22 protein-coding genes are annotated in these 24,751 nt (G+C 42.9%); 11 read left to right on the top strand and 11 right to left on the bottom strand.

Annotated features, from left to right (window positions below):
* The first annotated feature begins 400 nt into the window (after nt 1–400).
* The gene (locus BP621_RS06945) at nt 401–2,107 is read left to right on the top strand and encodes a hypothetical protein (protein ID WP_292388731.1); all 1,707 of its coding nucleotides are present in this window, start codon (nt 401–403) and stop codon (nt 2,105–2,107) included.
* Nucleotides 2,108–2,188: 81 nt separating this feature from the next.
* Here the strand turns inward: BP621_RS06945 and BP621_RS06940 are convergent, their stop codons facing one another.
* Nucleotides 2,189–2,785, bottom strand: a complete 597-nt coding sequence (locus BP621_RS06940; protein ID WP_292388730.1) for a metal-dependent hydrolase — start codon at nt 2,783–2,785, stop codon at nt 2,189–2,191.
* A gap of 30 nt (nt 2,786–2,815) precedes the next feature.
* Complete coding sequence (locus BP621_RS06935) at nt 2,816–3,520, bottom strand: (5-formylfuran-3-yl)methyl phosphate synthase (protein WP_292388729.1); 705 nt, start codon at nt 3,518–3,520, stop codon at nt 2,816–2,818.
* A gap of 112 nt (nt 3,521–3,632) precedes the next feature.
* Between BP621_RS06935 and BP621_RS06930 the strand changes: the two genes are divergently transcribed.
* Nucleotides 3,633–4,361 (top strand): HisA/HisF-related TIM barrel protein, encoded by a 729-nt coding sequence (locus BP621_RS06930; protein WP_292388727.1) that lies wholly within the window; start codon nt 3,633–3,635, stop codon nt 4,359–4,361.
* A 182-nt stretch (nt 4,362–4,543) separates the two neighbouring features.
* The gene (locus BP621_RS06925; protein WP_292388725.1) at nt 4,544–4,804 is read left to right on the top strand and encodes a hypothetical protein; all 261 of its coding nucleotides are present in this window, start codon (nt 4,544–4,546) and stop codon (nt 4,802–4,804) included.
* 76 nt (nt 4,805–4,880) lie between these two features.
* Here BP621_RS06925 and tmk read toward each other — a convergent pair whose 3' ends face one another.
* A complete protein-coding gene (tmk, locus tag BP621_RS06920; RefSeq protein ID WP_292388724.1) occupies nt 4,881–5,498 on the bottom strand; it encodes a dTMP kinase in 618 nt (205 codons plus the stop codon).
* Between the two features lie 177 nt (nt 5,499–5,675).
* Between tmk and BP621_RS06915 the strand changes: the two genes are divergently transcribed.
* The gene (locus BP621_RS06915) at nt 5,676–6,338 is read left to right on the top strand and encodes a DUF166 domain-containing protein (protein WP_292388722.1); all 663 of its coding nucleotides are present in this window, start codon (nt 5,676–5,678) and stop codon (nt 6,336–6,338) included.
* Nucleotides 6,339–6,534: 196 nt separating this feature from the next.
* Entirely contained in the window at nt 6,535–6,843 is a 309-nt protein-coding gene (locus BP621_RS06910) for a DUF2111 domain-containing protein (protein WP_349682054.1), read from the top strand.
* A 173-nt stretch (nt 6,844–7,016) separates the two neighbouring features.
* Here BP621_RS06910 and BP621_RS06905 read toward each other — a convergent pair whose 3' ends face one another.
* Complete coding sequence (locus BP621_RS06905; RefSeq protein WP_292388741.1) at nt 7,017–7,847, bottom strand: F420-dependent methylenetetrahydromethanopterin dehydrogenase; 831 nt, start codon at nt 7,845–7,847, stop codon at nt 7,017–7,019.
* 416 nt (nt 7,848–8,263) lie between these two features.
* Here BP621_RS06905 and serB point away from each other — a divergent pair, with 416 nt between their 5' ends.
* On the top strand, nt 8,264–8,956 hold the full coding sequence (gene serB / locus BP621_RS06900; RefSeq protein WP_292388720.1) for a phosphoserine phosphatase SerB: 693 nt from the start codon (nt 8,264–8,266) through the stop codon (nt 8,954–8,956).
* 49 nt (nt 8,957–9,005) lie between these two features.
* Nucleotides 9,006–9,863, top strand: coding sequence for a coiled-coil protein (locus tag BP621_RS06895; protein ID WP_292388719.1), 858 nt, complete (start codon nt 9,006–9,008; stop codon nt 9,861–9,863).
* A 274-nt stretch (nt 9,864–10,137) separates the two neighbouring features.
* Here BP621_RS06895 and BP621_RS06890 read toward each other — a convergent pair whose 3' ends face one another.
* The 5 genes from BP621_RS06890 to BP621_RS06870 all read right to left on the bottom strand — a co-directional run bounded on the left by BP621_RS06890 (nt 10,138) and on the right by BP621_RS06870 (nt 15,948).
* The gene (locus BP621_RS06890; RefSeq protein ID WP_292388718.1) at nt 10,138–11,277 is read right to left on the bottom strand and encodes a radical SAM protein; all 1,140 of its coding nucleotides are present in this window, start codon (nt 11,275–11,277) and stop codon (nt 10,138–10,140) included.
* 70 nt (nt 11,278–11,347) lie between these two features.
* Nucleotides 11,348–12,505 carry an NAD(P)/FAD-dependent oxidoreductase gene (locus tag BP621_RS06885; protein ID WP_292388717.1) on the bottom strand — a complete coding sequence of 386 codons (1,158 nt, stop codon included), beginning with the start codon at nt 12,503–12,505 and terminating at the stop codon, nt 11,348–11,350.
* Nucleotides 12,506–12,520: 15 nt separating this feature from the next.
* Nucleotides 12,521–13,462, bottom strand: coding sequence for a UbiA prenyltransferase family protein (locus BP621_RS06880; RefSeq protein WP_292388716.1), 942 nt, complete (start codon nt 13,460–13,462; stop codon nt 12,521–12,523).
* Between the two features lie 252 nt (nt 13,463–13,714).
* Nucleotides 13,715–15,187 carry a tRNA guanosine(15) transglycosylase TgtA gene (gene tgtA, locus BP621_RS06875; protein ID WP_292388715.1) on the bottom strand — a complete coding sequence of 491 codons (1,473 nt, stop codon included), beginning with the start codon at nt 15,185–15,187 and terminating at the stop codon, nt 13,715–13,717.
* A gap of 173 nt (nt 15,188–15,360) precedes the next feature.
* Nucleotides 15,361–15,948, bottom strand: a complete 588-nt coding sequence (locus tag BP621_RS06870; RefSeq protein ID WP_292388714.1) for a pyruvate kinase alpha/beta domain-containing protein — start codon at nt 15,946–15,948, stop codon at nt 15,361–15,363.
* Between the two features lie 409 nt (nt 15,949–16,357).
* Between BP621_RS06870 and BP621_RS06865 the strand changes: the two genes are divergently transcribed.
* Nucleotides 16,358–17,104: a proteasome assembly chaperone family protein gene (locus BP621_RS06865; protein WP_292388713.1), complete on the top strand. Its 747-nt coding sequence runs from the start codon at nt 16,358–16,360 to the stop codon at nt 17,102–17,104.
* A gap of 4 nt (nt 17,105–17,108) precedes the next feature.
* On the top strand, nt 17,109–17,498 hold the full coding sequence (locus tag BP621_RS06860; RefSeq protein ID WP_292388712.1) for a DUF473 domain-containing protein: 390 nt from the start codon (nt 17,109–17,111) through the stop codon (nt 17,496–17,498).
* A gap of 403 nt (nt 17,499–17,901) precedes the next feature.
* On the opposite strand, the gene thsA is transcribed toward BP621_RS06860, so the two are convergent.
* Nucleotides 17,902–19,527 carry a thermosome subunit alpha gene (gene thsA / locus BP621_RS06855; protein ID WP_292388711.1) on the bottom strand — a complete coding sequence of 542 codons (1,626 nt, stop codon included), beginning with the start codon at nt 19,525–19,527 and terminating at the stop codon, nt 17,902–17,904.
* Nucleotides 19,528–19,943: 416 nt separating this feature from the next.
* On the opposite strand from thsA, the gene BP621_RS06850 reads away from it, so the two are divergent.
* Both BP621_RS06850 and BP621_RS06845 read left to right on the top strand, forming a co-directional pair.
* Complete coding sequence (locus BP621_RS06850; protein WP_292388710.1) at nt 19,944–20,282, top strand: hypothetical protein; 339 nt, start codon at nt 19,944–19,946, stop codon at nt 20,280–20,282.
* A 703-nt stretch (nt 20,283–20,985) separates the two neighbouring features.
* A complete protein-coding gene (locus tag BP621_RS06845; protein WP_292388708.1) occupies nt 20,986–21,387 on the top strand; it encodes a DUF2795 domain-containing protein in 402 nt (133 codons plus the stop codon).
* Between the two features lie 247 nt (nt 21,388–21,634).
* On the opposite strand, the gene BP621_RS06840 is transcribed toward BP621_RS06845, so the two are convergent.
* On the bottom strand, nt 21,635–24,682 hold the full coding sequence (locus BP621_RS06840) for an FAD-binding and (Fe-S)-binding domain-containing protein (protein ID WP_292388707.1): 3,048 nt from the start codon (nt 24,680–24,682) through the stop codon (nt 21,635–21,637).
* Nucleotides 24,683–24,751: the final 69 nt, after the last annotated feature.

The raw sequence follows: 24,751 nt of genomic DNA, 5'->3' as shown, positions 1-24,751 counted from the left end.
CCATATATTAATATCAGCAGAATCTGTACTCAAGAAGGATATACTTAATATACCGTGAGTTATTGTGACAGAAATACTAAAGTCTTTGAACAAAGGTACAGTACCCGAAAACCTTTAATCGTTGAAATATTTTAACCCATCAAAACATTAATTAGGTTGAGGCAGGTATATCAAACTGCACTCAGGGCACAACCATTAATTATTTGTTGGGCCGATTGAATATAATAAGAATACGAAAGAGGAGAAACAAATAAATAAAATCTTAGGAACGAAAGTTTTTGGACCTGTGTACTGCCTGTAAAAGAAAAACTCTTTAAGAGTGAAACCACGTTTTCAGGGATAGATCATATTTAGGTGCGGAAACTGGACTCTGCAATTTTCAAAAAGGATGGGGGACACATTGTCTAAAACTACTAATAACATATTAAACATTATAACCTCAATTTCTCTATTACTACTGGTTTATAGCCTTCTTATTCTGAGGGGAATTCAGCCCGAAGGGTATACAGTCGATATCTATGAACAGCTTCCTTTCCACTTTTATCTTACCCTACTCCTTTGTTACGTTTCAGCCTGCGTTCTGCTTCTAGCATACCGAAAAATGAGTGCGGTTCTTATACTGTTTCTTGTTCATACTACAGTACTGATAACTCCTCACATGCTTGGCTATGTTTCAATAGGCAGGGGAGATGAATTTTCGTACATCGGGCTTGCAGGACATGGTTCTTGTTACCTTTCGGGTTTTTCCAACCTTTCTCCAACGGGTCCTCTTCTCGTTTCAGCCCTGGCTCAGGTTTCAGGCCTGGAAACATCGGCACTTTCATACTTCTTGCCAGTATTTTTTTCAATAATATTTATTACTGGAATGTTCCTGTTCTATCGGCTTTTTATGAGCAGGGAAAAATTAGTCTTAACAGCTTTTCTCTCCTCGCTTATTCCTTATTTTGGTCATTTCCAGACCTCAGCAATTCCTTATTATCTTTGTTTTTGCCTGATACCTCTATATCTTCTTGTGCTGAGAAGTGCAATTTCAGATAAAAACAGGGCAATGGCTGTTTGCCTTCTTTTTATGATGCCTTTAATTCCTTTAGCTCATCCCTTTATTTTTGTATATCTTGCCTGTTTCTCCCTGTCCCTAGCCTTCAGCAAAATACTGAAGCCCGGATTTCTCCATAAAATCCTGAGTCACAATTTTCTCTTCTCTGGTGCCTCCCATCCTGCAGAAAGAAAAATGCCTGTGTTTGTCTTCCTGTCACTTATCTCGATAGGCTTCCTGCTTTGTGCGAAATCTATTTTTCAATTCTTTGATACATCTAGTTCAAACTTCATCCTGCACGCTAAAATGCTAGTGGCTACAGTTTTTTCCACGTTTCCATCAACTGAAAACGGATTTTTCGAGTTTGTGCATCTCTTGAATCTCTATTACGGCAAATACTATATTCCTTTAATTTTTATCCTGATCAATTCCGTAATCGTATGGCAGAATCGTAAAAGGTTTTGCCATCATTTTGTTCGCAGGTACCCTCGCTTTCTGGTCCTCTACATCGTAACCTTTTTCCTGGAGCTTGCTTTCCTTTTAAACCCCTTCATTCATTACCCCCCAGATAGATTTGCAAATTTGAGCTTCATTATTTTTGCCCAGATTCCTTTGCTGGGTTATTCCCTTTACATTATTTTCCTTAGAAAAGGGTATACTCTTGGCCTTGGCTCTGCAGTGCTGATTCTTTGTCTGCTCTGGACACTGGGATTCTTCACCTGTTTCAGTTCGCCGTATACAGGTGGAGTTTCTGAAGCAATTTCGGAAAATGAAGCAGATGGGATTCAGTGGTTATCCGGCGTGAAAGAAACTTATCCATATATTATGTCTTGTATAGATGAGGATGGAATCATCACCCAGCCTGGGATGTCTGTTGTGGAAAAAGTAGCAGAAAAAAAACCTTTCTATATCGTCGGAACCACTTATTCTGAGATTTTGAGTACCAGGGAGCAGGAACCCAATGAAACGTCGGTCTCTACGGGAGGAAACTCCCTTAAGGTTCAGGCTGCTTACCCTGTGCATAAGATCTATGATTCCCTTAACATAAAAATTTATGAATCTGTTCCGTGAACTCTTTACAGTTTCATCTGGAGGTGAGTTTTCTGAGGAAGGTAACTTCCAGTTTTTAAAGGTTTGAATTTTCTCTTTTTGTTATACTATCGAATTCTGTTTTATCTTCTCGTTAATGTATTTGCCAGTAAGAAGGACAATTATAATCAGTCCGACGATTTCTGAGATAAAAACTTCTGTAAATTCGGGGTCGTATGATCTACTGAAAATTATCATAAGATACTCAATAAAGCTTCCTGAAATCGTGTCTTTCGGAAAACCCCAGCCTAGAAGCGGCCAGAAAAATACTTCAGGGCTATTCCATATCTGATCTTCAAAAATGTGGCAAAAAGAAGCTCCTGCAATAATCAGGAGTTCAGGTTTCCCCCGGCTGTAAAGGTAGTATCCTGCCAGGCCTAGCAGAAGGACAAAAAGAAGGGTATGGGCAAAAATACGCCCACTTCCTATTGTTTCAGCAAGAATTATCCTACCAAGAGGTTTATCGATGAAGTCTGGAAGGAGCGATCCGATTGCAATCCACGGAACCTTTACCCAAAAGTCATTTTTTGAAGATAAATGGCTCAGGAGATAAAAGATCCCCAGAGTAATCCCAATATGTCCGAAAATAAACATCAGGATAAAAATAGTTATTTGCTTATAATTCTTTTTCGGCCGGCCTGTCTGATGACCTGCCGGCACAAACTCTCAGTTTTATTCAAAAAAGAATTCTCAAGCTTGGCATTCAGCTACAAGCTTTTCTACCAATTCTTGTCGGATAGCGTTTCTTCTATCTCCTCCGCAGACCATACCCCGGACACCGATAATGTCCGGTCCTATCCTCTCAAGCACTGGAAGATCCTCAAATTTCAGGGAGCCTGCAATCGCGTTTTCAAGTCCGTGCTCATGGGCAAGATCTGTGAATTTCTTAAGTCCTTTCTCGTCCATGAATTCGAAAGTAGATTTTCCGTCCTTGATTGCCGTATCAACCATCACCACATCCGCCCCGGCTTTTGCAGCGATTGAGGGAAGTAATAAAGGAGAGATTGAATTAATGCGCTTGTAGTCAGAGTACCCCGAGGCAACGACTTTCTTTGTTGAGTCGTAGTCTTTTACGGCTCGTGTTACTTTCGTGAGAAACTCGAAAGCCTGATCTTCTGTCTGAATATCGTAAAGGCCAACTTTAATGTAGTCTGCTCCTGCAACTGCTGCTCCGAATGCTGCAAGGGAAGCAGTTCCTGGTTTGTAATTAAAATCTCCTATGGTTGCGCTTATAGGCTGTCTACCATCTACAGCTTCTTTTACATCCTTTATTACCCACGGGAAATTCGCACCAAGGGAACCTTCTTTCGGGTTTTTGACATCCACAATGTCTGCGCCGCCTTTGGAAGCAATAATTGCCTCATCTCTATTAATTGGACTTACAAGCAGTTTCATAGAAATCCTCTAATTAAACATTGAATTGGAATCTTATCATGAATATTATTCTTTTTATACAATATACTTTATTTTATATTTTTTTATAGGATGATGCAGCTATTAAATAAGTATGTTCCGAGTAATTTTTGTGATGGATATATTTAATCGTAGTGTAGTCCTTGCAAAGGGCGGTGTCAGGGAAAAATACCGTCCAGTTTCGGATTCAAGTACAATATGCAGCAGTTCGGACCCTGTGGATATAGTAAAACTCCTGCATCCAAGGGAAATCTATATTGCCGACCTTAATGTGCTTCAGGGCAAAGGGCCTCTCGAAATGAATACTGGGGTAATTCAGGAAGTAAGCTTAAGGGCAGACACAATGCTTGATTTCGGGATTTCGGCCCCACAGGACGTGGAAAAGGCTCTTTCCATTGCAGGAACTGCCGTGATAGGCACAGAGACAGGTACACTTTCGGCAATAAAGGACGCAGCCTGTGGAAACTCTGGAAGAATCAGTGTTAGCATTGATATAAAGCATGGTAAAGTCCTGAAAAACGATCCGGAGCTTCCGGAGTCCCCCTTTGAAATAGTAAAACTGCTAAATTATTTACCCTTAAAAGACCTTATTTTCCTTGATCTTGACAGGGTTGGAACGGCCTCAGGCTTTGACTCTGAATTCCTTCGAAAACTGGTTGAATGTTCCAGGCATAGCGTGCTGCTTGCCGGAGGCGTCAAGGATATGGAGGATCTTTTTATTCTTGATAAGCTCGGGATAAAAGGAGCCCTGGTCGCAACTGCCATTCATTTGGGACTGGTTCCTCCAGCCGTGCTGAGTTCAGGGTTTAAATCAGACGATTAAAAACAAAACTGGATGACTAAAACTAAACTCGGATAACAAAATAAAATCGGATAATAAAAAATAACTCTCACCTGGGAATCCTTTTATTTCAGTCCTATATGTCTTGTATATAATTGAATATTTTAGTATTAAGAGAAGAGTCACAGATTCTATTTAAAACCAGGAAATTATGAGGCTTACATATGGTAAAGAAGGATACATCTGAAGAAAATATTGAAGAAAACACTGAGGAGACAAGCGGAGACGGATATGTAGAGATTAAGATGGGAGGAGGCTGGTACATGACGATCTCCCTCGCACACAGTGACCGCTTTGAGAAAGAATACGTCGAACTCGCAAAGGAGCGAGGAGGCGTAAAGAGGTCCAGGTTCAACCTTAATCCCACCCATGTCAGGATGTTAGGGGAAGCCCTGATCAAATTTGCGGATGATAATGGTCTCTAACAGATTTTGCTGATGATAACGGTTCTAACGGATATTTCTCTTAAGTGGAATTTTCCGGTCCAATCCGTGCATCTGGTCAGTTCCTTCTCAGGAACTCCAGAATTTTTTCTGCAACTTCCTTTTCTACGTATTCAGAAGGGCGGGAAGCATCGATTACAATAAAACGTTCTGGATCATCTGCCGCAAGCTTGAGGAAAAGCTCTCTGACTCCTCGTAAAAACTCTAATTTTTCGAACTTGCTTTGTTCTCCTCGTTTTCCACAACGCTCAATTGAAATTTCGGGCCTGATATCGAAGAGAAAGGTCAGGTCCGGAACAACGGTCCAGCCTCGGTGCAATTCCTTTACCCATTCAAGAGGATTTTCCAGGCGAGTTTTCAGGGTTACTCCCTGGTAAGCGTATCGGCTGTCGGAATAGCGGTCAGAAATCACTATTTTTCCGTTTTCAAGTGCGGGCTTTATAAGTTTTGCCAGATGTTCAGCATGGTCAGCTGTAAAAAGGAAGAGCTCTGCAAGCTGGTCGGTATCCGACTGAATAGCGTTTTCCACGGCATTTCCAGTCAGAGTACCTCTTGTAGGTTCCCTGGTAAAAACAGGTTTAAAGGCTTTAATTTCAGGATTTTTCTGAAGTTTTTCTGCAATCGTGCTTTTGCCTGAGCCGTCAATGCCCTCAAGTGTGATAAGTTTCCCTCTCATAAATACCGTCTTTTTTCTTTAGAGATTTTTAGTGAAACGCGTTATCTGTATTTATATTCTACAGGCTTTCCGGATCCATGATAAGATCCCAATTCCATGTATAACTGCCGAGTCAGGGCAGAATTCAAGATAAAATAAGCATCTATTTATGCAATATTAAAAATAACCTAGAATAATATGACTGTAATAGGAGTAATTACACGGGGCAAATATGGGCACCGCCTGATTGAGACTGTCAGGGAGCACAGCGATTTTTCAATCGTAACTGCTGACCTGCCTGAGTTTGTGCCTGTATTCATTGAAGAGCCTGATGAGTTTCTGGAAACTCTTAATTTCGATAAGCGTGTTTTTTCTGCCGAAATTATAATTACTTACTCTTTGCATCCGGATTTGACATCTGCAATTGCAAAACTTGCGGCAGAAGCTGGTGTGCGCTCTCTTATAGTTCCAGGTGGACCATCCAGGTCTTCAGTTCCCGAACTCAAAAAGATCTCCGAAGTCTCAGGTATGGATATCGAGGTAGATGAAATCTGCTGTAGTCTTGAGCCCAATGCTTTCAACAGGCCATTTGCAGAGCTCTTTGGGTCTCCTATCTTGAAGGTAAAAACAAAGGACGGAAAAATTGCCGATGTAAAGGTAATAAAAGGTGCTCCATGCGGGAGTACCTGGTATATGGCAAAAGAGATAGTTGGAATGACGGTAAAAGATGCACCTCCCAAGGCTGGGCTGTTGATACAGCATTACCCCTGCCGGGCGACGCGTGGCGATGTTGGTGGAATCCATGAGTCAGGGGACCTGCATAAACAGGCGTTTATAAAAGCCCTTGAAAATGAGGAGTGATTATATATTCTTTGAAAAAACATATTCTAAATATGACCGGAAGTCGGATCCAGCTTTTCATTTTTGAGAAGCCCTTCCTTTGCGTCCTGCCCGGTCTCAAGTAATTTACGGGGGTGAATAAATTACTTCCCTAACCATCTCAGAAGATTCAGGGCCCGAAGACCTTGAGGCACTAGCAGTAGCAGTACACTCGGTCATTGGACTTCCTACAACCATTCGCAGTCTCAAGCGAAAAGGACTTCGTCTGGAAAAAGGTCAAATCCTTGACAGGAACTACACAGGGCCTGTGCTCGAAGAAGTTTTGAAAACAAACAAAGTTATCCACGAAGTCCCTACGGAAGGTGTTTACAGGGGAAAACCTGTGGTTGTTGCTCCCATTCACTCAAAAGACGGGAAAGCTATTGCAGCTCTTGGGGTTGTGGATATACTGGCTACTATAGATCTCCACGCTGTTTTTCAGGAATATACATCGGTACTGGAAGAAGTTGAAGATGCTAAGAGATAAAACTTGTAAAATACAGCCTGACATTTGCACAATAAATCGAAGAATTACTGAAATTTGCACAATAAATTGAAAAAAAAGTGGTCATTGGAGGATCCGTTCCCGCTCATTTTCTCAGGGGAATTATTTTCTCCTCCATTTAAGCCTCCAGTTCAAACTTTAAGGTTTTCAGGGGTTTACTCTGGTTTCTGGTATAATTTTACTTTTTTCAGCAAAGTACCGTTCTTTGCATGGGGTTGCCTGAATACGGTATCATTGGATTTTTCGATTTCTCTTGCTTGTATTGCAAGCTGCGCAGCGGCTCCCATTATTTCGTGTCCGGCTGCGGCTGTCAGGCACACCTGATCGATTTCCTTTAACATGAAACATGCAGGGAAGTTAACCTGTGCCACTTTTTCAGCCATATGAAGGGCGGCAAGAGCTTTTGCTTTTGCATAAGGGTTTGCGAAGCCTGCGTGCTCAACACATTTTTCGGGTTTTGCAAAAATGTGTGGAAGCTCCAGTTCCTTTCCTGATTTTCCGGAAGCAACCTGGTCAGTTACCTTGTCCAGCTCTTCCTGGATGAGTCTCACAACACCACAAACAGATAACACTTTCATTGCATCGGAATTGAAGGATGCCATCTCTACAGGGTCAAGAAACTCTCTCTTAGCTCCGATAAGAGGGTCTACAGGGAGGATGATATATCCGAAACCGTCCTTCTCAAGAGCTTCTCTGGCTTCTTTCTTTGTTGGGCCATCTGAAACCACAATGCAGGGAACGTCCTTCCATATTCCACGAGCTGCTGTGGGACCCGGAGCTGCTGCGTTCGGGCTGATAATTATCACAAAGTCCGCATTCCACTGCTTGAAACTTTCAGACGCTGCAGCCTCGGCAGGGCTCATTTTGGCACCTGTACCAAATACACGTACCGTAATTCCCTCTCTTGCTGCAATTTCATCCTGGATCAGATTGATAACCTGGCTCATTCCCAGGTTGCCCATTTTTATAAAACCTATGTTGACCATTTTTCTCAAAATCCTGTGTTAACCAATTTTTTCAATAATGGAATTCCTAATGGGTTTATAATTCTTTTGGCAGGTTCTTCCTCTATCAACTTTATTTTATAAATATATATGGTATTTATAACTATTATTCAACATGTTTTCCTTCCCCTCCGAAAAGCTTAAAAAGGATGTGATTTATTTCACTCAAAAACGTTGACATCAATGCTGTTGTTTTGTGGTCTTGTTTCACAGAACCCGTATTATAATTTGAAAACTTTATCCGTTGGTGGGCTTTTAATGTCAGGGCAAATGTATTATACTAAAGTGCGGGGGTACCCCTGAAGAAGGTACACCAGGCAGCATGCCCTTTTTCGGGAAATTATCCCGCTATATCTAATAGTTATTCAGGTCCAGGTTTTGATTGAGTGAACTGTCCTATGCATAATTTTACTAGAAACAAAATGATTGTTTTTGATATGGATAGCACCCTTATAGACGCTGAGACTATCGATGAGCTCGCCAGGGCTGCAGGTGTTGTAAGCAAAGTAGAGGAGATTACGAAGAAAGCGATGTATGGAGACTTTGATTTTGAACAAGCGCTTATTGAGAGGGTCAGGCTTCTTAAGGGACTTCCTCTCGAAACTGCCCTTAACGCGGTAAACCATATCAATCTGATGCCGGGAGCAGCAGAACTTATCCTCTATGTCAAAAGTAGGGGCTATAAAACTGCAATGATTTCTGGTGGATTTACCATCTCTGCCGATACGATAGGCAAAGCGCTTGGCATTGATTTCGTTGTTTCCAACGAACTGCTTGTGGAAGACGGCTGCCTCACAGGCAAAGTTGTCGGCCCAATCACACAGAGCGACTCCAAAGCAAAGGTGTTCGAAGAACTCACCCGACTAAACGGAGTTCGGCCAGAGCAATGTGTAGTTCTTGGGGACGGCGCAAATGATGCCTGTGTCTTTGAGAGAGCAGGTTTTGCCATAGCTTTCAATCCCAAGCCCATCCTGAGGGAATATGCGGACGTGGTCATAACAAAAAAGGACCTTAGAGCCGTTATCCCTGTTCTTGAATCTCTTTCTTATCAATGTTGTAATCAGGCACAGCATGTCGACATCGGACAATAGAGCTACTAAAATGCCAGCTTTTTTGCTGGATCGGGAGGCACAATAAGAGATGCTAAAGGAACTGCAGAAAAAAAGATCAGATTTGAAGGACATTTCTGAAGAAGCCAAAGAAAAAAGGAATGCTTTAAACGCAGAGGCTAGTACCCTCGCTGCAAAGCGTAACGATCTGAACAAGAAGACGAAAGACCTTATTAACGAAGCCCAGGAACTAAAAGTCCTCAGGGACGAGATTAATGAGAAGGTCAGCGAATACAAGAACAAGCGCGATGAAACCAATGCCAAGGCAAACGACCTCTTTTCAAAAGCTGATTCCATCAGGAAGCAGAGCAATCTGGGTGGCCCTTCGATCAAAGCTCTGAGAAAAGACATCGATCGCCTTGAATTTGCCCAGCAGACTGAAGTCCTGAGCACAAGCAAGGAAAGGGAACTCGTTGGGAAAATCACTCAGCTTCAAAAACAATATCATGTCAAAAAAGTTCAGCTCGAGAGCAACTCCGAACTGAAGGATCTTCTGGACGAAGCCCAGAAAATCCGAGATGAAGCCTCAGAATTCCATACCCAGTTGGCCGAATATGCCAGGCAGGCTCAGGAATATCATGAGAAGATGATTACCGCTTTCAAAGAGGCTGACAAAACCAGGGCAGAGTCTGACATTGCCCACAAGGAATTTGTAAAAGCTCAGGAAGCAGCTGACGAGCAGCACAAGGCTTTCATCAATGCCCAGAAAGAAATCCGAGAACTTGACAAAGAAATCTTCAAGCTCAAGAGGAAAGATAAGGAAGGGAAATCCCGCGTTGTCAAGTCTGAACTTCAGAAAGATGCCAAGTCCATCTTCGAAAAGTTCAAGGGCGGAGCAAAACTCACCACTGAAGACCTGATGACTCTTCAGAGATCGGGTTTAGTCTGATTCGTCTCATAAACACAAATTTATTTGAAAGGCTTCAATTTCCGTTGCAGGTATTTTAACCTGCATCCTCATTTTTTCGGTTCATTCCAGCTCATATTCTGTACTGTTACGCATTTTGTTTCTATCTAATTGGTTGTTCTATACTCCAGTGTTATATATTCCAGACAGCTTAAGCTATGTTAGCTATTACTTTTTATTTCAAAAAAGAAGTTCTAAGAGATAATTATAACTTTCTTCACACATTAATCTGAAACTTTTTATAATTGCCCTCAATTCACTCTGAAAGCTTCAGGTACTTCTCCCTGAACTCAGGGTTTCTCATAAGGCAGCACTTTGCATTATATGCAGGATCTCCCCTGATTTTCTTCCAGACATCCTTTATCTTGTCTCTATGAACATTTCCATAGGGAATCGGGATACAGGCGCAGGGAAGAATGTTTCCTTCCGGGGTTATATGGAGCCACTTCCGGCCTGCCATACAGCCTGTGGTTTTCATGACCTGCGGGATAGGAAATATTCTGGGACCTTCTTTCTCCCTGGCGCTGGATACGAAATTCTCAAACTTTCTCAGGTCTTTTGGGGTCATTATTTCAGAGGCGTGATCCATCCACCTGCCCGTGGGAACTATTTCATAGAAGGAAAGTTCATGGACTCCAAGCTCTGATGCAAGGGCATACAGTTCTTCAAGCTCGCTCACATTATCCCTGGAAAGCACCACATATATATTTACAAGCAGTCCCGCCTTAAGTCCGTTTTTGACGGCTTCAACTGCGCTTCTAAAAACTCCTTTCCTACCCCTTACGTGATCGTGTTTCTCTTCATATGCGCTGTCAAAACTTACAGTAAGGGAATAAAGGCCTGCTTCTTTAAGGCGGCTGGCTCGCTCTTCAGTCAGCCCTACCCCTGAGGTGAACATACCTGTGATCGCTTTTTCAGGATTCACGTACCTTATCAGGTCTTCTAGATCAGGATAGGTCAGGGGCTCACCTCCATCAAAGATCACGAAAGTTGTGCCCATTTCGAGCACCTGGTCGATTGTAGATTTTACGATTTCAGAGGCAAGTTTTTTCCGGTTTTTCGTGTCAGGCAGAGCGCAGTGAATACAGTTGTTCGGGCATTCTTCAGTAATAGAAATAGTTACCTGGTCAGGAATCATTTTTCCCAGTATGGAAAAAATCTGGCTTTTTACCAGGCGGTCAAAACCCGGGCTTGGCACCGGGGGCATCCAGGTTGAACAGATTAGCCGGTCAGCATCGACTTTTGCAGGCTTTTCGCCTTCAAAAATTGAGAGGTTTTTCTCAAGAGTTTTTCTCAAAAGGATGGACGCAGCCCCGCTGGTTTTCATCCTCATGTGTCCGTCTTCGATCTCAGTATCAACTCTGAAAAGGGGGCTTTTATAGAAATCGTATTGCATATTGTTCCTGCACCTAGTATTTGATAATGTCCGTATCGGTTCCGTTCTTTTTGCTCTTTTAAATCTCAGTTTATCTGTTCCTGAGGAGTGCCCTGCACTTTAAGATTGCAGAGGGTTTCTTCTTTAGCATGAACGCAAAAACCTGCATAGCCTGCTCAATTGAACTTCCATGAATAAATGAAAGGTCCTCCTTTTCAAAGACCTTAACCATCTCATCGATTTCCTTATCCGTCATTTTCCTAAGAGTCTCAAGTCCTATTCTGCCCAGGTAGTGTTCGGCCAGAAATTCCTTTTCCCAAGTCTTCCGGTACGCTAAGAGGGCAGATTTTGAGACGTCTCCTTTGCTTATGGCATCTGCAGCGACATCCCCACATATCTGGCCTGCCCTCATCGCATAGCCTATTCCCGACTGACCTGCCGCCCCGCCAACAACCATTATTCCATCGGTTATGTACTCCTTTGGAAGGGTCACTATAGGGTCTCCTCCGGAAAGTTTTCTTACAATTTCAAGTTCTTCGAGCCCTTTAATCTTTTTGAAATTTTCAACCCAGGCATTAAGGTAAGGCGTTGCATCGGTTCCGCATCGGCGCACATAGGCTCCGATTGCGGCATTATCGCCTCCTCTTGGGGCGTATGTAGTTTTCCAGCCAGGGGCATGATTTCCCACGTAGTACTCAAACATCTTCGGTTTCCCAATTCCGGGACTTCTGATATCCAGTTCAATTCCCCAGGCAATATCTTCAGGGTGTTTCATTGTCTTCAGGCCAACAAGGGAAGCCATTTTTGAGTTTATGCCGTCGGAAATAATAACCAGTTTTGAGGTGAAATCCCCGGCAGAGGTATTGACAGTAAACTTCTCTCCTTCCCTGTGAATATTCTGCACTTTTACTCCTTTTCGAAGATCAACGCCGGTTTTAATTATTTTCTTCGCATAAAACCTGTCGAATTCGGTCTTATCAATAGCATATCCGGGCGCTTCAACCTCAACTGTCTTTCCTGACGGGGAAATAATCTTCATGCCTTTGAGATAATGCACCACATAAGAAGGGTCTGCCTTTTCTCCGCATTTATCTAACATTCCTTTAAAAAAGGAGTTTGCAGGATGGGGAGGATGCCCTATTTCTTCTTTTTTTTCCAGTAAAAGGACCGCCGCCCCTTTCTCACAGGCGTTCCTTGCAGCCATCAGTCCTGCAGGAGATGCCCCTATTACAATAATATCTGCATCCATTTTTCTCTACCTGTTTTACCAGAGAATGGAGGTGTAGCCTCCTGCATAAATGCACAGCACTACATCAAGAATCATTGATCCAAACATAATCGCTCTATAATTTGAGCCGTTAAGAAAGAGCTTACCACCCCTCTCCGGGGTAGGATGTTTGATGAAATCAAGACACTGAGTAAGCATCCAGAGCCCTGAAGTAAGGGCTCCCGCAAAGTATACAGGTCCAAGCCGGGCCGACCAGCCTATAATTAGTGAAGCGATGACTCCGATAATCCACCAGAACGTAACGAATCTGGCAGTAAAGGGGATTCCAAAGGTCACGGGCATTGTAGGGGCACCTTTCAATCTGTCCCCTTCTACATCTCTGGAAACTCCTCCAAGGGTAAAAGCCCAATCTGTAACGCAAATCATTAGCCCTAAGCAAATAGCCGGCAAAGGAAGAATTACCCCGTCACTACCTTTAAGGATTCCTGCAGGGTCAAAGGCAAGCCAGATACCTACAGGTACAAGCCCATAGGAGATACCTACTGGCAGAAAACTGAGGAAAGTATTCCTTTTTGCAAAAATTGAATAAATTGTGATAACTGCAGCCGCAATAATAAGGGTTAGGAGAGACTCAGGGTTCAAGTACGCTGCTGCTGCTCCCGCAATTACTAGTAAAAATACAGCATAAGTAAGCGCAGAACTCTTTGACACTTTAGAAGAGGGCAAGGGACGACCAGGCAGGTTGATAGTATCGATGTCTATATCACAGCAGTCATTGAAAACGTATGAACTTGTAATGGCTGCAAAGCCACCTATTACTGCAATCAGGAAAGGAAGAAGAGCAGGAAGCCCTCCGGTCGCCAAGTAGGAAGCAAGGATTGCACTAGAGGCAGGTAGGGTAAGGTCCATGTAGTAAAGTTCGGGTCTCATCAGCCGCAGATAAGGACTGAGTTCACCGATTCTTGCTGTAAGGGACAATAAGTTTCACCTATATTTCGAGTTTGTACGAAAGTCTCTATATGAGCTGAGAGTCTCTGTATGAGCTTGAAAATCTGTGTATGAACTTTATACTTCAGCTCTTTCCCTGTTTAAAGGGTTCTTTGCAGGTAATTTTATAACGGTTTGCACCTCAAAAAAGTTTCCTTTTTATCTTTTTTGAGGCAAGGTTTGGTTCTGTAACATATGAAGGACTTACAAAATCTAAGGTGCTGTTAATTAGCTATTCTAAATTTATTCTTTTTTCCAGTCTTCCCTGTATACCAATTTTGCCCTTTTGCTTATCTCTTCAATTAAAGGGTGACTGAACTCCTTTTCGCAGATAAAAGTATATTCGGCTTCTGGGTTCAGATCCATCAGTTTAAGAGTATTTGAAAGAGCGGTATCGAGGGCTTCGTAGTCCGGAAATTTCGGGACTTCGGCATTGAAAGGATATACTTCTCCCATCTCGTCAGGAAATGCTCCAAAAGGCGCTTTGAAAGTAAGAACCTGGTCGTAATCTTTCTCTTCTTTTACTGGACCTGTTCTAATGATTACCGAGCCTTGCAGGCTAAATCTATCCAGCCTTTTTCCAAAACGTAGGACTTCGGGGCGGGAGGAGGACTCAGGCCCACAGTAGAAAAAGGTGCCTTTTGTAGCCGGATCAAGCTGCTCAAGCCATGAAGAATGGGTGTAAAGCCTTTTTAACCCGTCAAGAAGTTTCGGGTGAGCACGGCAGCGCTGTTCCACAAGTTCGAGCAATTTTCCATCTTTTATGCATTGTTTGATAAGCCGAATTTCAGCAAAAGTCGCATAAAGGTTGTGTTTTCCCAGAAGCTCTTCCCGGTTGTCGGCTTTTTTCAATTCTTCCGCCGTGTACCTTGAACAGACAGGGCAGGAACAGGGAAGATAATTTAGCTTTTCCACATGATAAGTTCCATTTACAGTAATATAACGCCCGTCCTTGGCGTAAAGGGCATAGGCTGCCGAGTCAAAAAGGTCACAGCCTAAGGCTACTGCAAGGGCAAACATCATTGGGTGCCCTGCCCCAAAAAGGTGGACTGGGGAAGCTGGAGAGAGCCCTTTTTTCGATGCCGCAATTACGTCAACAAGTTCTGCATAGCGGTAGGTCTCCATGAGCGGGACAACTGCTCCAAGAGGATAAACTTCAAAATTGAGGTCTCTCAGGTGAGAAGCAGCTTTTTCCCTCAATTCAGGATAGGTCGAGCCCTGAACTGGCCCTGCAAGCAGCTGCTCGCCCTGAATAAACTTACGTGCTGCTTCCAGGCGTTCGGCTGTGATTGATAGTTCCTCTTCAGCCCGTCGGTAGTGAACATCAGGGGGAGTAGGAATATCCAGCGGGACAATAATGTCGCTTCCTATCTTTTGCTGGAACCCGAGAATTTCCTCATTCGTAACTTCAACGGATCCATATACAGAAAGCTGGAAGGAGCCTGAATCCGTCATAATGGGCCCGTCAAAATCCATGAGCCCATGAAGCCCTTTTTCAAGGGCGACACTTTTCAGTTCTTCCTTGCGGTAAATAATATAAGAATTGGTAATCAGAACCTCTGCCCCGAAGTTTCGCATTTCTTTTGGGGGGATAAGCTGGATATTTGGATTAATCACAGGCATAACGGTAGGTGTCTCAATAGTCCCATGGGGAGTTCTGAGCCTTCCTATCCTGCCACCTGCGTCCTTGTCGAGAATTTCGAATATTGCTGACATGCCGGGGTTATAGACGTCTCTCAGATATATTTATCTTTGGGGATAGCAAGAAGCTAGGGTAATTCTAGTAAATCACCTGAGCTTCCTCACCAATCTCAAACGAAAAGCTGAATCATTATTTTCAAGGATTTATGTTTCCCCTGTTTTTCTTGCCTTTTTCTCACTTTTTTGCCTTAATCTTCTTTAGCTCGCGGCATGGCAATAATTTCCCGAACCTGAAGGGAGAAGAAATCTCCGCTGTGGGCCGACCTGAGTACCAGGGCTACATCTGCACCCCGCCTTGTGCCTCCTATTGCTATAATTTCCGTGTTATCGGAAACTGGGATGTGACCTGAATCGGCTGCCATAATTGCAACTTCAATGGCTACCTTAAAGCCTTTTCCAAATAGAGATCTAAGGGTATCGGAAATCACTTCCAGTCTAGAATAACCACCGAACTTCTTTGTAATCGAGCGCTCAATTCCTGAAAACAGATGTGACTGAGTTGTTATCACGGCTCCAAGTTCTTCAAGCTTCTTTTTATATTCCTCTTCTACTTCCCATTCGCCTTTCTTATTCTGCCCGTACTGGTGGCTTATTCCAATAACTTTTATGCCGGTGTCTTTTACTGCCTCTGCCATTTTCAGTGCGGTTTTTCCGCTGGTGCTTGCCACCACAATATGTGATATCTGAAGTTCTGCCGCTCTTTTCGCTGCTGCTCCAATAACGGCTTCCGTATTTGACTCTCCTACATTGTCGAAATAGAGAATAGGTTTTTCCATGACTTTTTCTCCTCCTGTGTTCGGATGTTTCTTTCTATTAGCTCTTTTACCGTGTCCGAATGTTTCTTTCTATGAACTCTTTTACTGTTTCTTTTGTCTATTATGTTTCTTCCATTTGCGTCTTTTATAGAATTAGATTTCTGTCAGGCTTTCTAGCTGGGAGATGAAATTTAAATCTATTGTAATTTCTCTTATCGAAGTTATTTTCCCTATCAGGAGAAAAGATATATATTAAAAAGATACTCTTTTTATCAAAAAGAGGGTTATGGTGGTCGGAGCTCCGGGTCCATTGTATATTTCTTATTATCTGCATGCAGGAAGTAGCTTAGATCCGGGCTGCTGAGAAGCTTGTTTATCTAGGATTAGCTCAGATATAATCATAGGGGTTGTATTTTGCTGAGGTGGTTACTTGTCAAATACAGATTATGACAACAATGACGTGAAGATTATTACCAAACCTGTGCAGTCAAAAAATCCTGTTTTGATTGAAGGGTTTCCCGGAATCGGGCTTGTGGGGAATATTGCAAGTCAACATATGATAGAAGAATTGAAAATGGAATACATTGGCTCTATTGAATCCAGGTATTTCCCCTCTATTGCAGTACTTTACGAGGGGCTTATAAATATGCCTGTGAGGATTTATGAAAACGTGGAACATAATCTGATTATTGTGATTTCCGATATTCCTATCAGTCACACCATCTCTTACGATGTCAGTAATGCTCTGGTGGACTGGGCTGAGTCTATTAATGTAAGAGAAATTGCTTCCATTGCAGGAATTGCCATAATGGACGGGGGGCATAAAGTCTTCGGGGCAGCCACCACTCCGGAAATGCTGAATAAAATCAAGGAAAGAGTAGAGGTTTTCCAGATGGGAACCATCTCCGGGATTTCAGGTAGTGTAATGGCTGAATGTCTACTGCGTGGAATTCCTGCATTTAGCCTGCTTGGTGCTACCAGAACCCAGAATCCTGACCCAAGGGCTGCCTCTGCTGTTATTGAAGTTTTAAACGAACTCTATGGGCTTTCAATAAGTACGGATCGGCTTATAGAGCAGGCTGAACGCATAGAGGTCGAACTCCAGAAGCTTGCTGAAGATGTTCAGACTACGGAGCAGAAAGGAGAAGTAAAGAAGGAGTTCCCAATGTACGGGTGATCCCATGGAGTACATCGCGTTAACAGGAATTGCTGATTCTCTTATCGAGGTCCTGAAGAAACACCATCTCAGGACTCTTGAGATTCGGAGTCCTCAAAATTTCGTAGGAGTACTCGGGCTCAATGCAGGAGATAGCGTTCTCCTGACCTCCACCAGCCTTCAGGATCTCACGGATGGGACTCAGGGCCTCATAGCAAAGGTTGTACAAAAGCAGATTTCGGTCCATTCCGTTGTCAGTTCAAATAATCTCTATATTGAAGAACGAGAAGCTATCTCAGCCCGTATCCAGCTTCAGTGCAAGTGTATGGCAAGGGTAAAAAATGTTATTTCAAGCGAGCTTGGGAAACCAGTTCGGGTAGAGGCCAGGGAAATTTCCTGCTATGAAGCCAGATAACAATTTTTACTGATCATCGTGCATTTTAGCAATTCAGTAACATTCGGTATAAAAACTCAAAAACGCCTTCTTTTTTTGAATTTTTTAGATATTTTGGTTTTGGAAATCCTGGCGTCATGATTTGTTTTATGTTTGAAAAGTCTTGGTCTCTTCTTTATTTGGAAACGTCTTAGTGACTCTATAGATAAATTGACTTACATAGAAGAATTAATCATTGAAAAAAGTATTTCTGGAAGGGATACCTGGAAGTAATTTCTGAAAATGAATTTCCTAAAAGCGATTTATAGAAAGGATCTGAAAAAGATTTCTGAAAAATATTCTGAATAAATATCTTGAAATTAAAAAGAAAGGTTTCAGATTGCTGGAAATTTCCGGCAATCCTGGATTTTATATTTTAAGTTCTTTACATCTCTTCAGGCATCTGGCCTGGGCCTGCTCCCGGGCCTGCTTTGCCTGCACTGGATGAGGCAATTACATCATCGATCCTGAGAATCATGATTGCGGCTTCGGTGGCTGCATTGATTGCCTGGGTCTTGATCCTGAGAGGTTCGACAACGTTATTTTCAAACATGTCCTCGATCTTGCCGGTGTAAACATTGAGTCCGGCACGCTTGTTGCCTTTCTCATGCTGGGAGCGCATTTCTACAAGCATGTCGATCGGGTCAAGCCCTGCATTTTCTGCAAGGGTGCTAGGAATAATCTCAAGGGACTCGGCGAATTTCGTTACAGCAAGCTGCTCCCTGCCTTTAAGGGTTGCTGCATATTCCTTGAGCCTGAGGGATAGTTCAATTTCTGGGGAGCCACCACCCACAACGATCTTCTGGTCTTCGAGAGCAACGCCCACTACTCTCAGAGCGTCTTCGAGGGCCCTCTCAATTCCTTCAACTACATGCTCGGTTCCGCCGCGAAGGAGAATTGAGGTTGTCTTGCTGTCCTTACAGCCTGTAACGAAGGTCATTCTGGAACCGGTAACATCCTTTTCTTCCACTAGACCGGCATAGCCAAGGTCGGATGCCTCAATTTCGTCGAGGCTGGTGATGATTTTTGCGCCGGTTGCACGGGAAAGTTTATCCATATCGCTCTTCTTTACCCTGCGCATGCCAAAGATTCCTGCTTTTGTCATGTAATACTGGGCAAGGTCATCAATTCCTTTCTGGCAGAAAACAACGTTTGCGCCTGTCTTAATTACCTTGTCCACAATTTCCTTGAGCATTGCTTCTTCCTGGTCTAAGAAGAGCTGCATCTGGTCAGGGGTGGTGATCTTTATTTCGGCTTTTGTCTCTGTCTTCTTAAGCTCAATGGGCACGCTTAAGAGCAGAACTTTTGCATCCTCCACTACTTCCGGCATAGCTGTGTGGACACGCTCTTTATCGACAATTACACCCTCGACAATCTCGGAGTCCTTGATGCTTCCGCCGGGTCTCTTCTCGACTTTTATGTCCTCGATGTCCACAGTGATTTTTCCATCTTCGCTTTTCTCAGCAACCGACTTAACGGCCTCGACTGCAAGCCTGGAAAGATGTTCCTTGTTAGCCTCTGCACCCTTTCCTGTTATAGCTGTGGATGCGAGTTTTTCTAGAGTTTCGGTATCTTCAGGAGATGCACTGATAGTGATTGTATCTAAAATCTTTGTAGCCTGATCTGCTGCAAGTCTGTAGCCGCTTGCAATTACTGTTGGGTGGACTCCGCTTTCAAGCAGGTCTTCTGCCTTTGTCAGGAATTCCCCTGCAAGTACGGCTGCGGTGGTGGTTCCGTCTCCTACTTCGGCATCCTGGGTCTTGGCTACTTCTACGATCATCTTTGCACCTGGGTGCTCGATGTCCATTTCTTTGAGGATTGTTGCTCCGTCGTTGGTGATAACAACATCACCCATGGAGTCTACAAGCATCTTGTCCATACCCTTGGGCCCAAGAGTGGTTCTTACCGCTTCAGCAACCGCTTTTGCGGCCATAATATTGTTGTGCTGGGCATCGGAACCATGGGTTCTCTTGCTGCCTTCCCTTAAAATAAAGATCGGTTGTGCTGCCAAGCTTTAATCTCCTTTCAATGATATGAATTTCTATGAATTTTTATTAATTGTATTACTGAGCACGTTACCTTTGTGCGTATTTTCCTATTCTTAATGCAAGCACTTCTATATAAGAATTTCTCTGGAGCGCAGGTTCTTTATTTTAAAAAAGGGGGTCTCCTGGATCTCTTAATACCTTTTTCGGTTATTCTTCCAGGTATCCTTTCTGGTTATGCATATTGCCAATTGTTAAAGTTGCGGAGATCGAGAACTTTTCGAATAGTATCTAAGCCCCATGTTTTAAATAAAAAATATATATTTATAAATAGGAATATATTATTAATCTATTATACTAATTTTTATATTAATTATTTTTATATTTTTAAGTCAGTCTATCCAGTTGAATCAAATGACCAAATTCGCTTAGGGGGTAAAGAATGAATTTGAAGTTGATAGTTTCTCTACTATTGATGTGTTTAGTTTTTTCTCTTGGATCTGCTCAAGCACAGATGGGGAGAAATAGTTGCGAGCCCGTGAAGGTATCTGGTGTTACACCTGATACGTTTGAGTGCATGAAGAAAAAGCTTCAAGACTACGGCATCAACGTTCCATCAGGAAACAAAGGAGAACTTTCGGGAAACGGGATAACTGGAAATTTTGAATGGGATGGAAAATCTGACCTTACTCTCATAATTACGAAAAAACCTTCTTTTATTAGCTGTGGAACCGCAGATCGTGAAATAACAAAATTCGTAGATGAATGCAGAACTTTGTGAGAAATAGCTTGATTTAAATGTGTGGGCGAAAAGAAACTAGTGTCTTGAAAATTTAGTTATTGGTCACATGTTAACTCTGAATCGCTATATGATGAAAAGCTGTCAAAGATTATGCTCAATAATTAAATTTCCATGACACTAGTGCTTCGATTCCAAAATAAATTCACTATTTACTGGGAAATTCGTAATCGGGAAATAGGTTCAAAAATCAAGTTTTATGAATCTACTTCGGAATCGCAGTACTAGATACCTTTTATTAGTTTCTGATTTTTGATCTTTCTAATTGGTGCCATCGTTTTTCCCTATTGATTAAGAATTCTCTCTGATGGAATATTAGGTATACAAGCAGGGAAACAAGGATATGTAAAATTTCAATCTATCTTTATATTTAGTAAGTCTGTTCTGTTTTTATATATGCATCTAAAATGTAGGGGATTTTTTGGAAAAATACTATTTGTTGAGTAAATATCTGCTAATCTTGACTGAATAACATCTACGTTTAATTTATATTGGTTTCTTATTTATATTTCTCTAGATATTATATTAAATAAATACAATCTGCTTGTGATACAATTTGAATTCATTTTCATTGGCACAAAATGACTAAGAACCAAACAGATGTAAAATTGTATCAAATTGATCCAAATGTTGAATGTGGACAAATTCCACAGAAAACAAAACCAAAATAAGGGGGAGAAATCAAATGCAGGAGAGTGCTACTGAAGTACATAATGCGATTCAGAAAGCTTTACAAGCTTTTCAAGAGATGAAATATCCTGTAACGAAGATGCAACTTATTGAGAAAGCTAAAAGTCTTAACGCCCGTAGCGAAGTAATACAAGCTATTGAAAACATTCCAGACAAGGAATACCACAGTTCTTCGGATGTCCTCCAGGAATTCAAAGGTATTCAGAATGTTATGCAAGCTTTCCACGATGTGAAGTTTCCTGCAACAAAGAATCAACTTATAGAGGAAGCTAAAAAACTTAATGCTCGTAGTGAAGTGATAAACACTCTCGAGGCTTGTTCAGACCGGGAATACACAAACTTTTCCGATGTCATCAAGGAATGTAAAGGTAAAATCGGATTAGCAAAGCCGCGGTAAATACCTGAATCTATGGACCTCATCAAGGTAGTTTAAGTCAGATTGAGAAGTCTATGAGTTCATCCAAAACCAGTTTTATTTCCAATCCTGTGCTGGCCTGGGAATAAAAAGTGCTTGTGAAAAGAGTCTGGATAACATAAAATAGCAATCTGCCGGTAGCTATCACAAAGTAAAATTTTAAAAATTGATTGAAGGGATTCTGAAGTTCTCCCTTCGTGTTTTTCTGCACAGATTTTGTGCAAAACCCTCAATGTGTCTTTATGTACTCAATCATCCGTGGAGTCAGCCTGGGAATAAGTTCGGGAAGCATATTAGGCATCAAGTTCTCCATAGCCTTCGGCATAAGATCCGGAAGCTGCTCCCTCATGTAATCGGGCATAGGCACTCTCTTTTCTACAGCTTTAAGCATGTCAGGCATGACTTTCGGCATAACCAGTGTCATGAGTCTAGGCATCATAACCGGCATCATGGATTTCATCATGACATCCATACCAGGCACGTATTTGACCAGTTTCATCATTGCCTGAAGTGGGGCTGGCATCGCTGCCATCATCTGGGGCATGAGTTCAACCATCAGGTCAGTCATATTTTCAGGCTGCATAAGGGAAATCATCTTTTCGAAGGGAACCCAGGATTCCAAGGTATACGAAGTTGAGTCCGGAATATTATATCCAAGGCTCCTTGCCACCAGAGCGCCCAGATCCTGAATTTCGATATCAAGATTGTTTTCCTTCGCTGCTACGCGGAACTGAAAAACACAGCACGGACAAAGCGCTGCAACGATGTCGGCTTTAACATCAAGGGCTTCCTGGAGTCTCATATCCCCCAGCTTGTATGCAACAGGGGGCTCGGCAATAAGGCTTACAACCGAACCGCAGCAGTGAGCTCTTTCTCGGTTGTATTCAAGTTCCTTAAACTTTATTCCGGGTATAGCCTTGAGCAGTTCTCTGGGCGGCTCGTAAACTTTGCCTCCTGCCCTGCCAATGTGACAGGAATCATGCCAGGTTACCACTTTATCCAGAGGCTGCTTGAACTTCGGCTTCAGGACATCGAGACGATCCGCGAGCACTTCAGAGTAATGTTTTGCCTCAAGCCCGTATTCGATTCCCAGCTTTTTCGCCCACTGGGGATAGACCGTATGCCACATTAGCCAGCACGCAGGGCAGGAAGTGATTACGGTTTTTACACCTTTCTTTTTCATATTCGAGATATTCATTCTCATTGTTTTTTCAAAAACGTCCCACCTTCCGGCAACAAGCATGGGAATTCCGCAGCAGGATTCTTTGTCAAAGAGACTTGTAAACTCCACTCCTGCATCATCGAGCATGTGGACTGCCCCTACTGCAACATCATTTTCCACAAAGGACGCAGTGCAGCCTGCAAAATAAGCGTACTCGGCTTTGTCCTTCATCTTTTCCCTGATATCATCTGGAATCCACTTGTCCCGGTCTTTTCTGTAGTTCGCCCAGATGTTCCTCTCTTTAAGGAGGCTTGCAGCCATGATCTCAAAGGGAGGGAAGGTCATCTTCTTTTCTTCTCCAACCAGCTTTTGGCGCATGGTCATCCAGGCATGTTCGATCGGCATATCCAGTTCACAGCGGGAGTCACACATCTGGCAGGTGGTGCAGCCGAGGAAAGTATTTGTCTGCCTCTGGTCAAGTTTTTCCTGGCCTGCAAGGTATTCCTTGATGAAAAACCATTTTCCACGAGGCGATTGGGATTCCCAGCTCCTGCCGTAATACTGGTCGCACTCGCTCACACAATACCCGCACTGAGAACAGGAATAGGCAAGTTCTGCTACTTCTGCGGGAATTTCTTTCTCATCCTTGAAGGAAACCTCTCCAATTCCTGACATGTTTCCAGCTATCCTGCCAAAAGGTTCAAAGGCAGAACCCATCGATACTACAGTATTCAGGAGTCCTTTCCCTTCCAGAGTTTCAGGGTTCATGATCCCGTTAGGGTCGATTTCTTTTCTCAGGGCCTCGATTTCAGCAAGCCTTTCCCCGAAAACACTTTTCCTCTTTGAAGCGAAGAAAAGTCCTGAGGAATAAGCCCTTCCACTATTTTCTTCTGCAATTTTCAAAATGCTCAGGGAAAGAGCAAAAGCCGTATTAAAGAGCAAGGAGCGTTCCGAATGGCGCATGAAACAGAGGAGAACCACATACCCGTCGCTTATAACCATGCCTTCAGTAAGCACAGGCAATTTTATTTTCTTCCCTATTTCTTCAAAAGTCCTGTCCATTTTCTCAAGCGGCACCAGAATTTCCGCAGGAATAAACGAAGGGCCCAGGCGCTTTACTTTCATGGACTTGAACCATTCGTCCGTCTCATATTTTGCAATTCCTTCCGGAAGGATTGTCCCGCCTGCACTTTCGATTGCTTCTTTCAAGCCGGAAACGTTCCTGGAGGCAGGGTACATGAAAGTTGAGACATAAGAGACTGGCAACACCGGTCTGTCTTTATCCACGACCTCTCCATAGTGGAGTTTCCTGGGCGCTTTATTCTTCATATCTGCCCATTCGGGATTCAGGAAGGAGATTGACCAGAGAGGAATATTCTTTCTTCTTACTTCTTCAACAGCTTTCTTTAGGGCTGAAGCGCTTGGGAAACTGGCAGAAATCGCTTTTCTCTCTTCGAACTTCTGGACTTTCAGTGTTATCTCGGTAATGATGCCTATGGTTCCCATTGTCCCGATTAACTTTTTTAGTTCAGGGCCTGAAAACTCCCGGGTTTCTCCTGTGGGAAGTATAACTCTGGCTTTTTCCATGCTCTCGTAGCCCCAGCCAAACTCATAACTTCCGTAACCGGCTCCGCTTTGGGCCAGCCAGCCTCCAACTGTCGAAGAAGGAGCGCTTGAAGGAATTGTCCTTACCGAAAGCCCATTTTCTTTTAGTTTCCTCTCCAGTTTTTCCCAGATTATCCCGCTCTGCACAACAGCTTTTTGCCCGTCTGGATCGATACTTATGATCTTATTCAGTGATGTGATATCGGCAACTATTCCTCCCTTTGTCGGGATTACCCCTCCGTATCCTGAAGAGGCTCCTGCGCGAGGTACGACCGGAAACTTATGTCTGTTCGCAAACTCAAGAAGCTTTACTGCATCTTCCTCGGTCCTGATTTTTACGATGGCAGCAGGGTCGGTATTCCCAATTACCTTCTTAACAAGAGGAGGTAAAGCTCCTATATCGTGGTTGTAATAGTGACGTTCACGTCTGTCAAGATTAACATATTCCCCAAAGAGTTCGGAGATTTCTTTTTTCTGAACTTCTGAAAGTTCCGCTACACGGGTTGTCATGTTTTTTCTCCTTTTTCTCTCCTGATTTAGCTAATTTGTAGATACTTTCCAGTATGCACATCTTGTCAT

Source organism: Methanosarcina sp. UBA5 (assembly GCF_002505485.1).
Classification (GTDB): Archaea; Halobacteriota; Methanosarcinia; order Methanosarcinales; family Methanosarcinaceae; genus Methanosarcina.
This window is presented reverse-complemented; position numbering and strand designations above follow the sequence as displayed.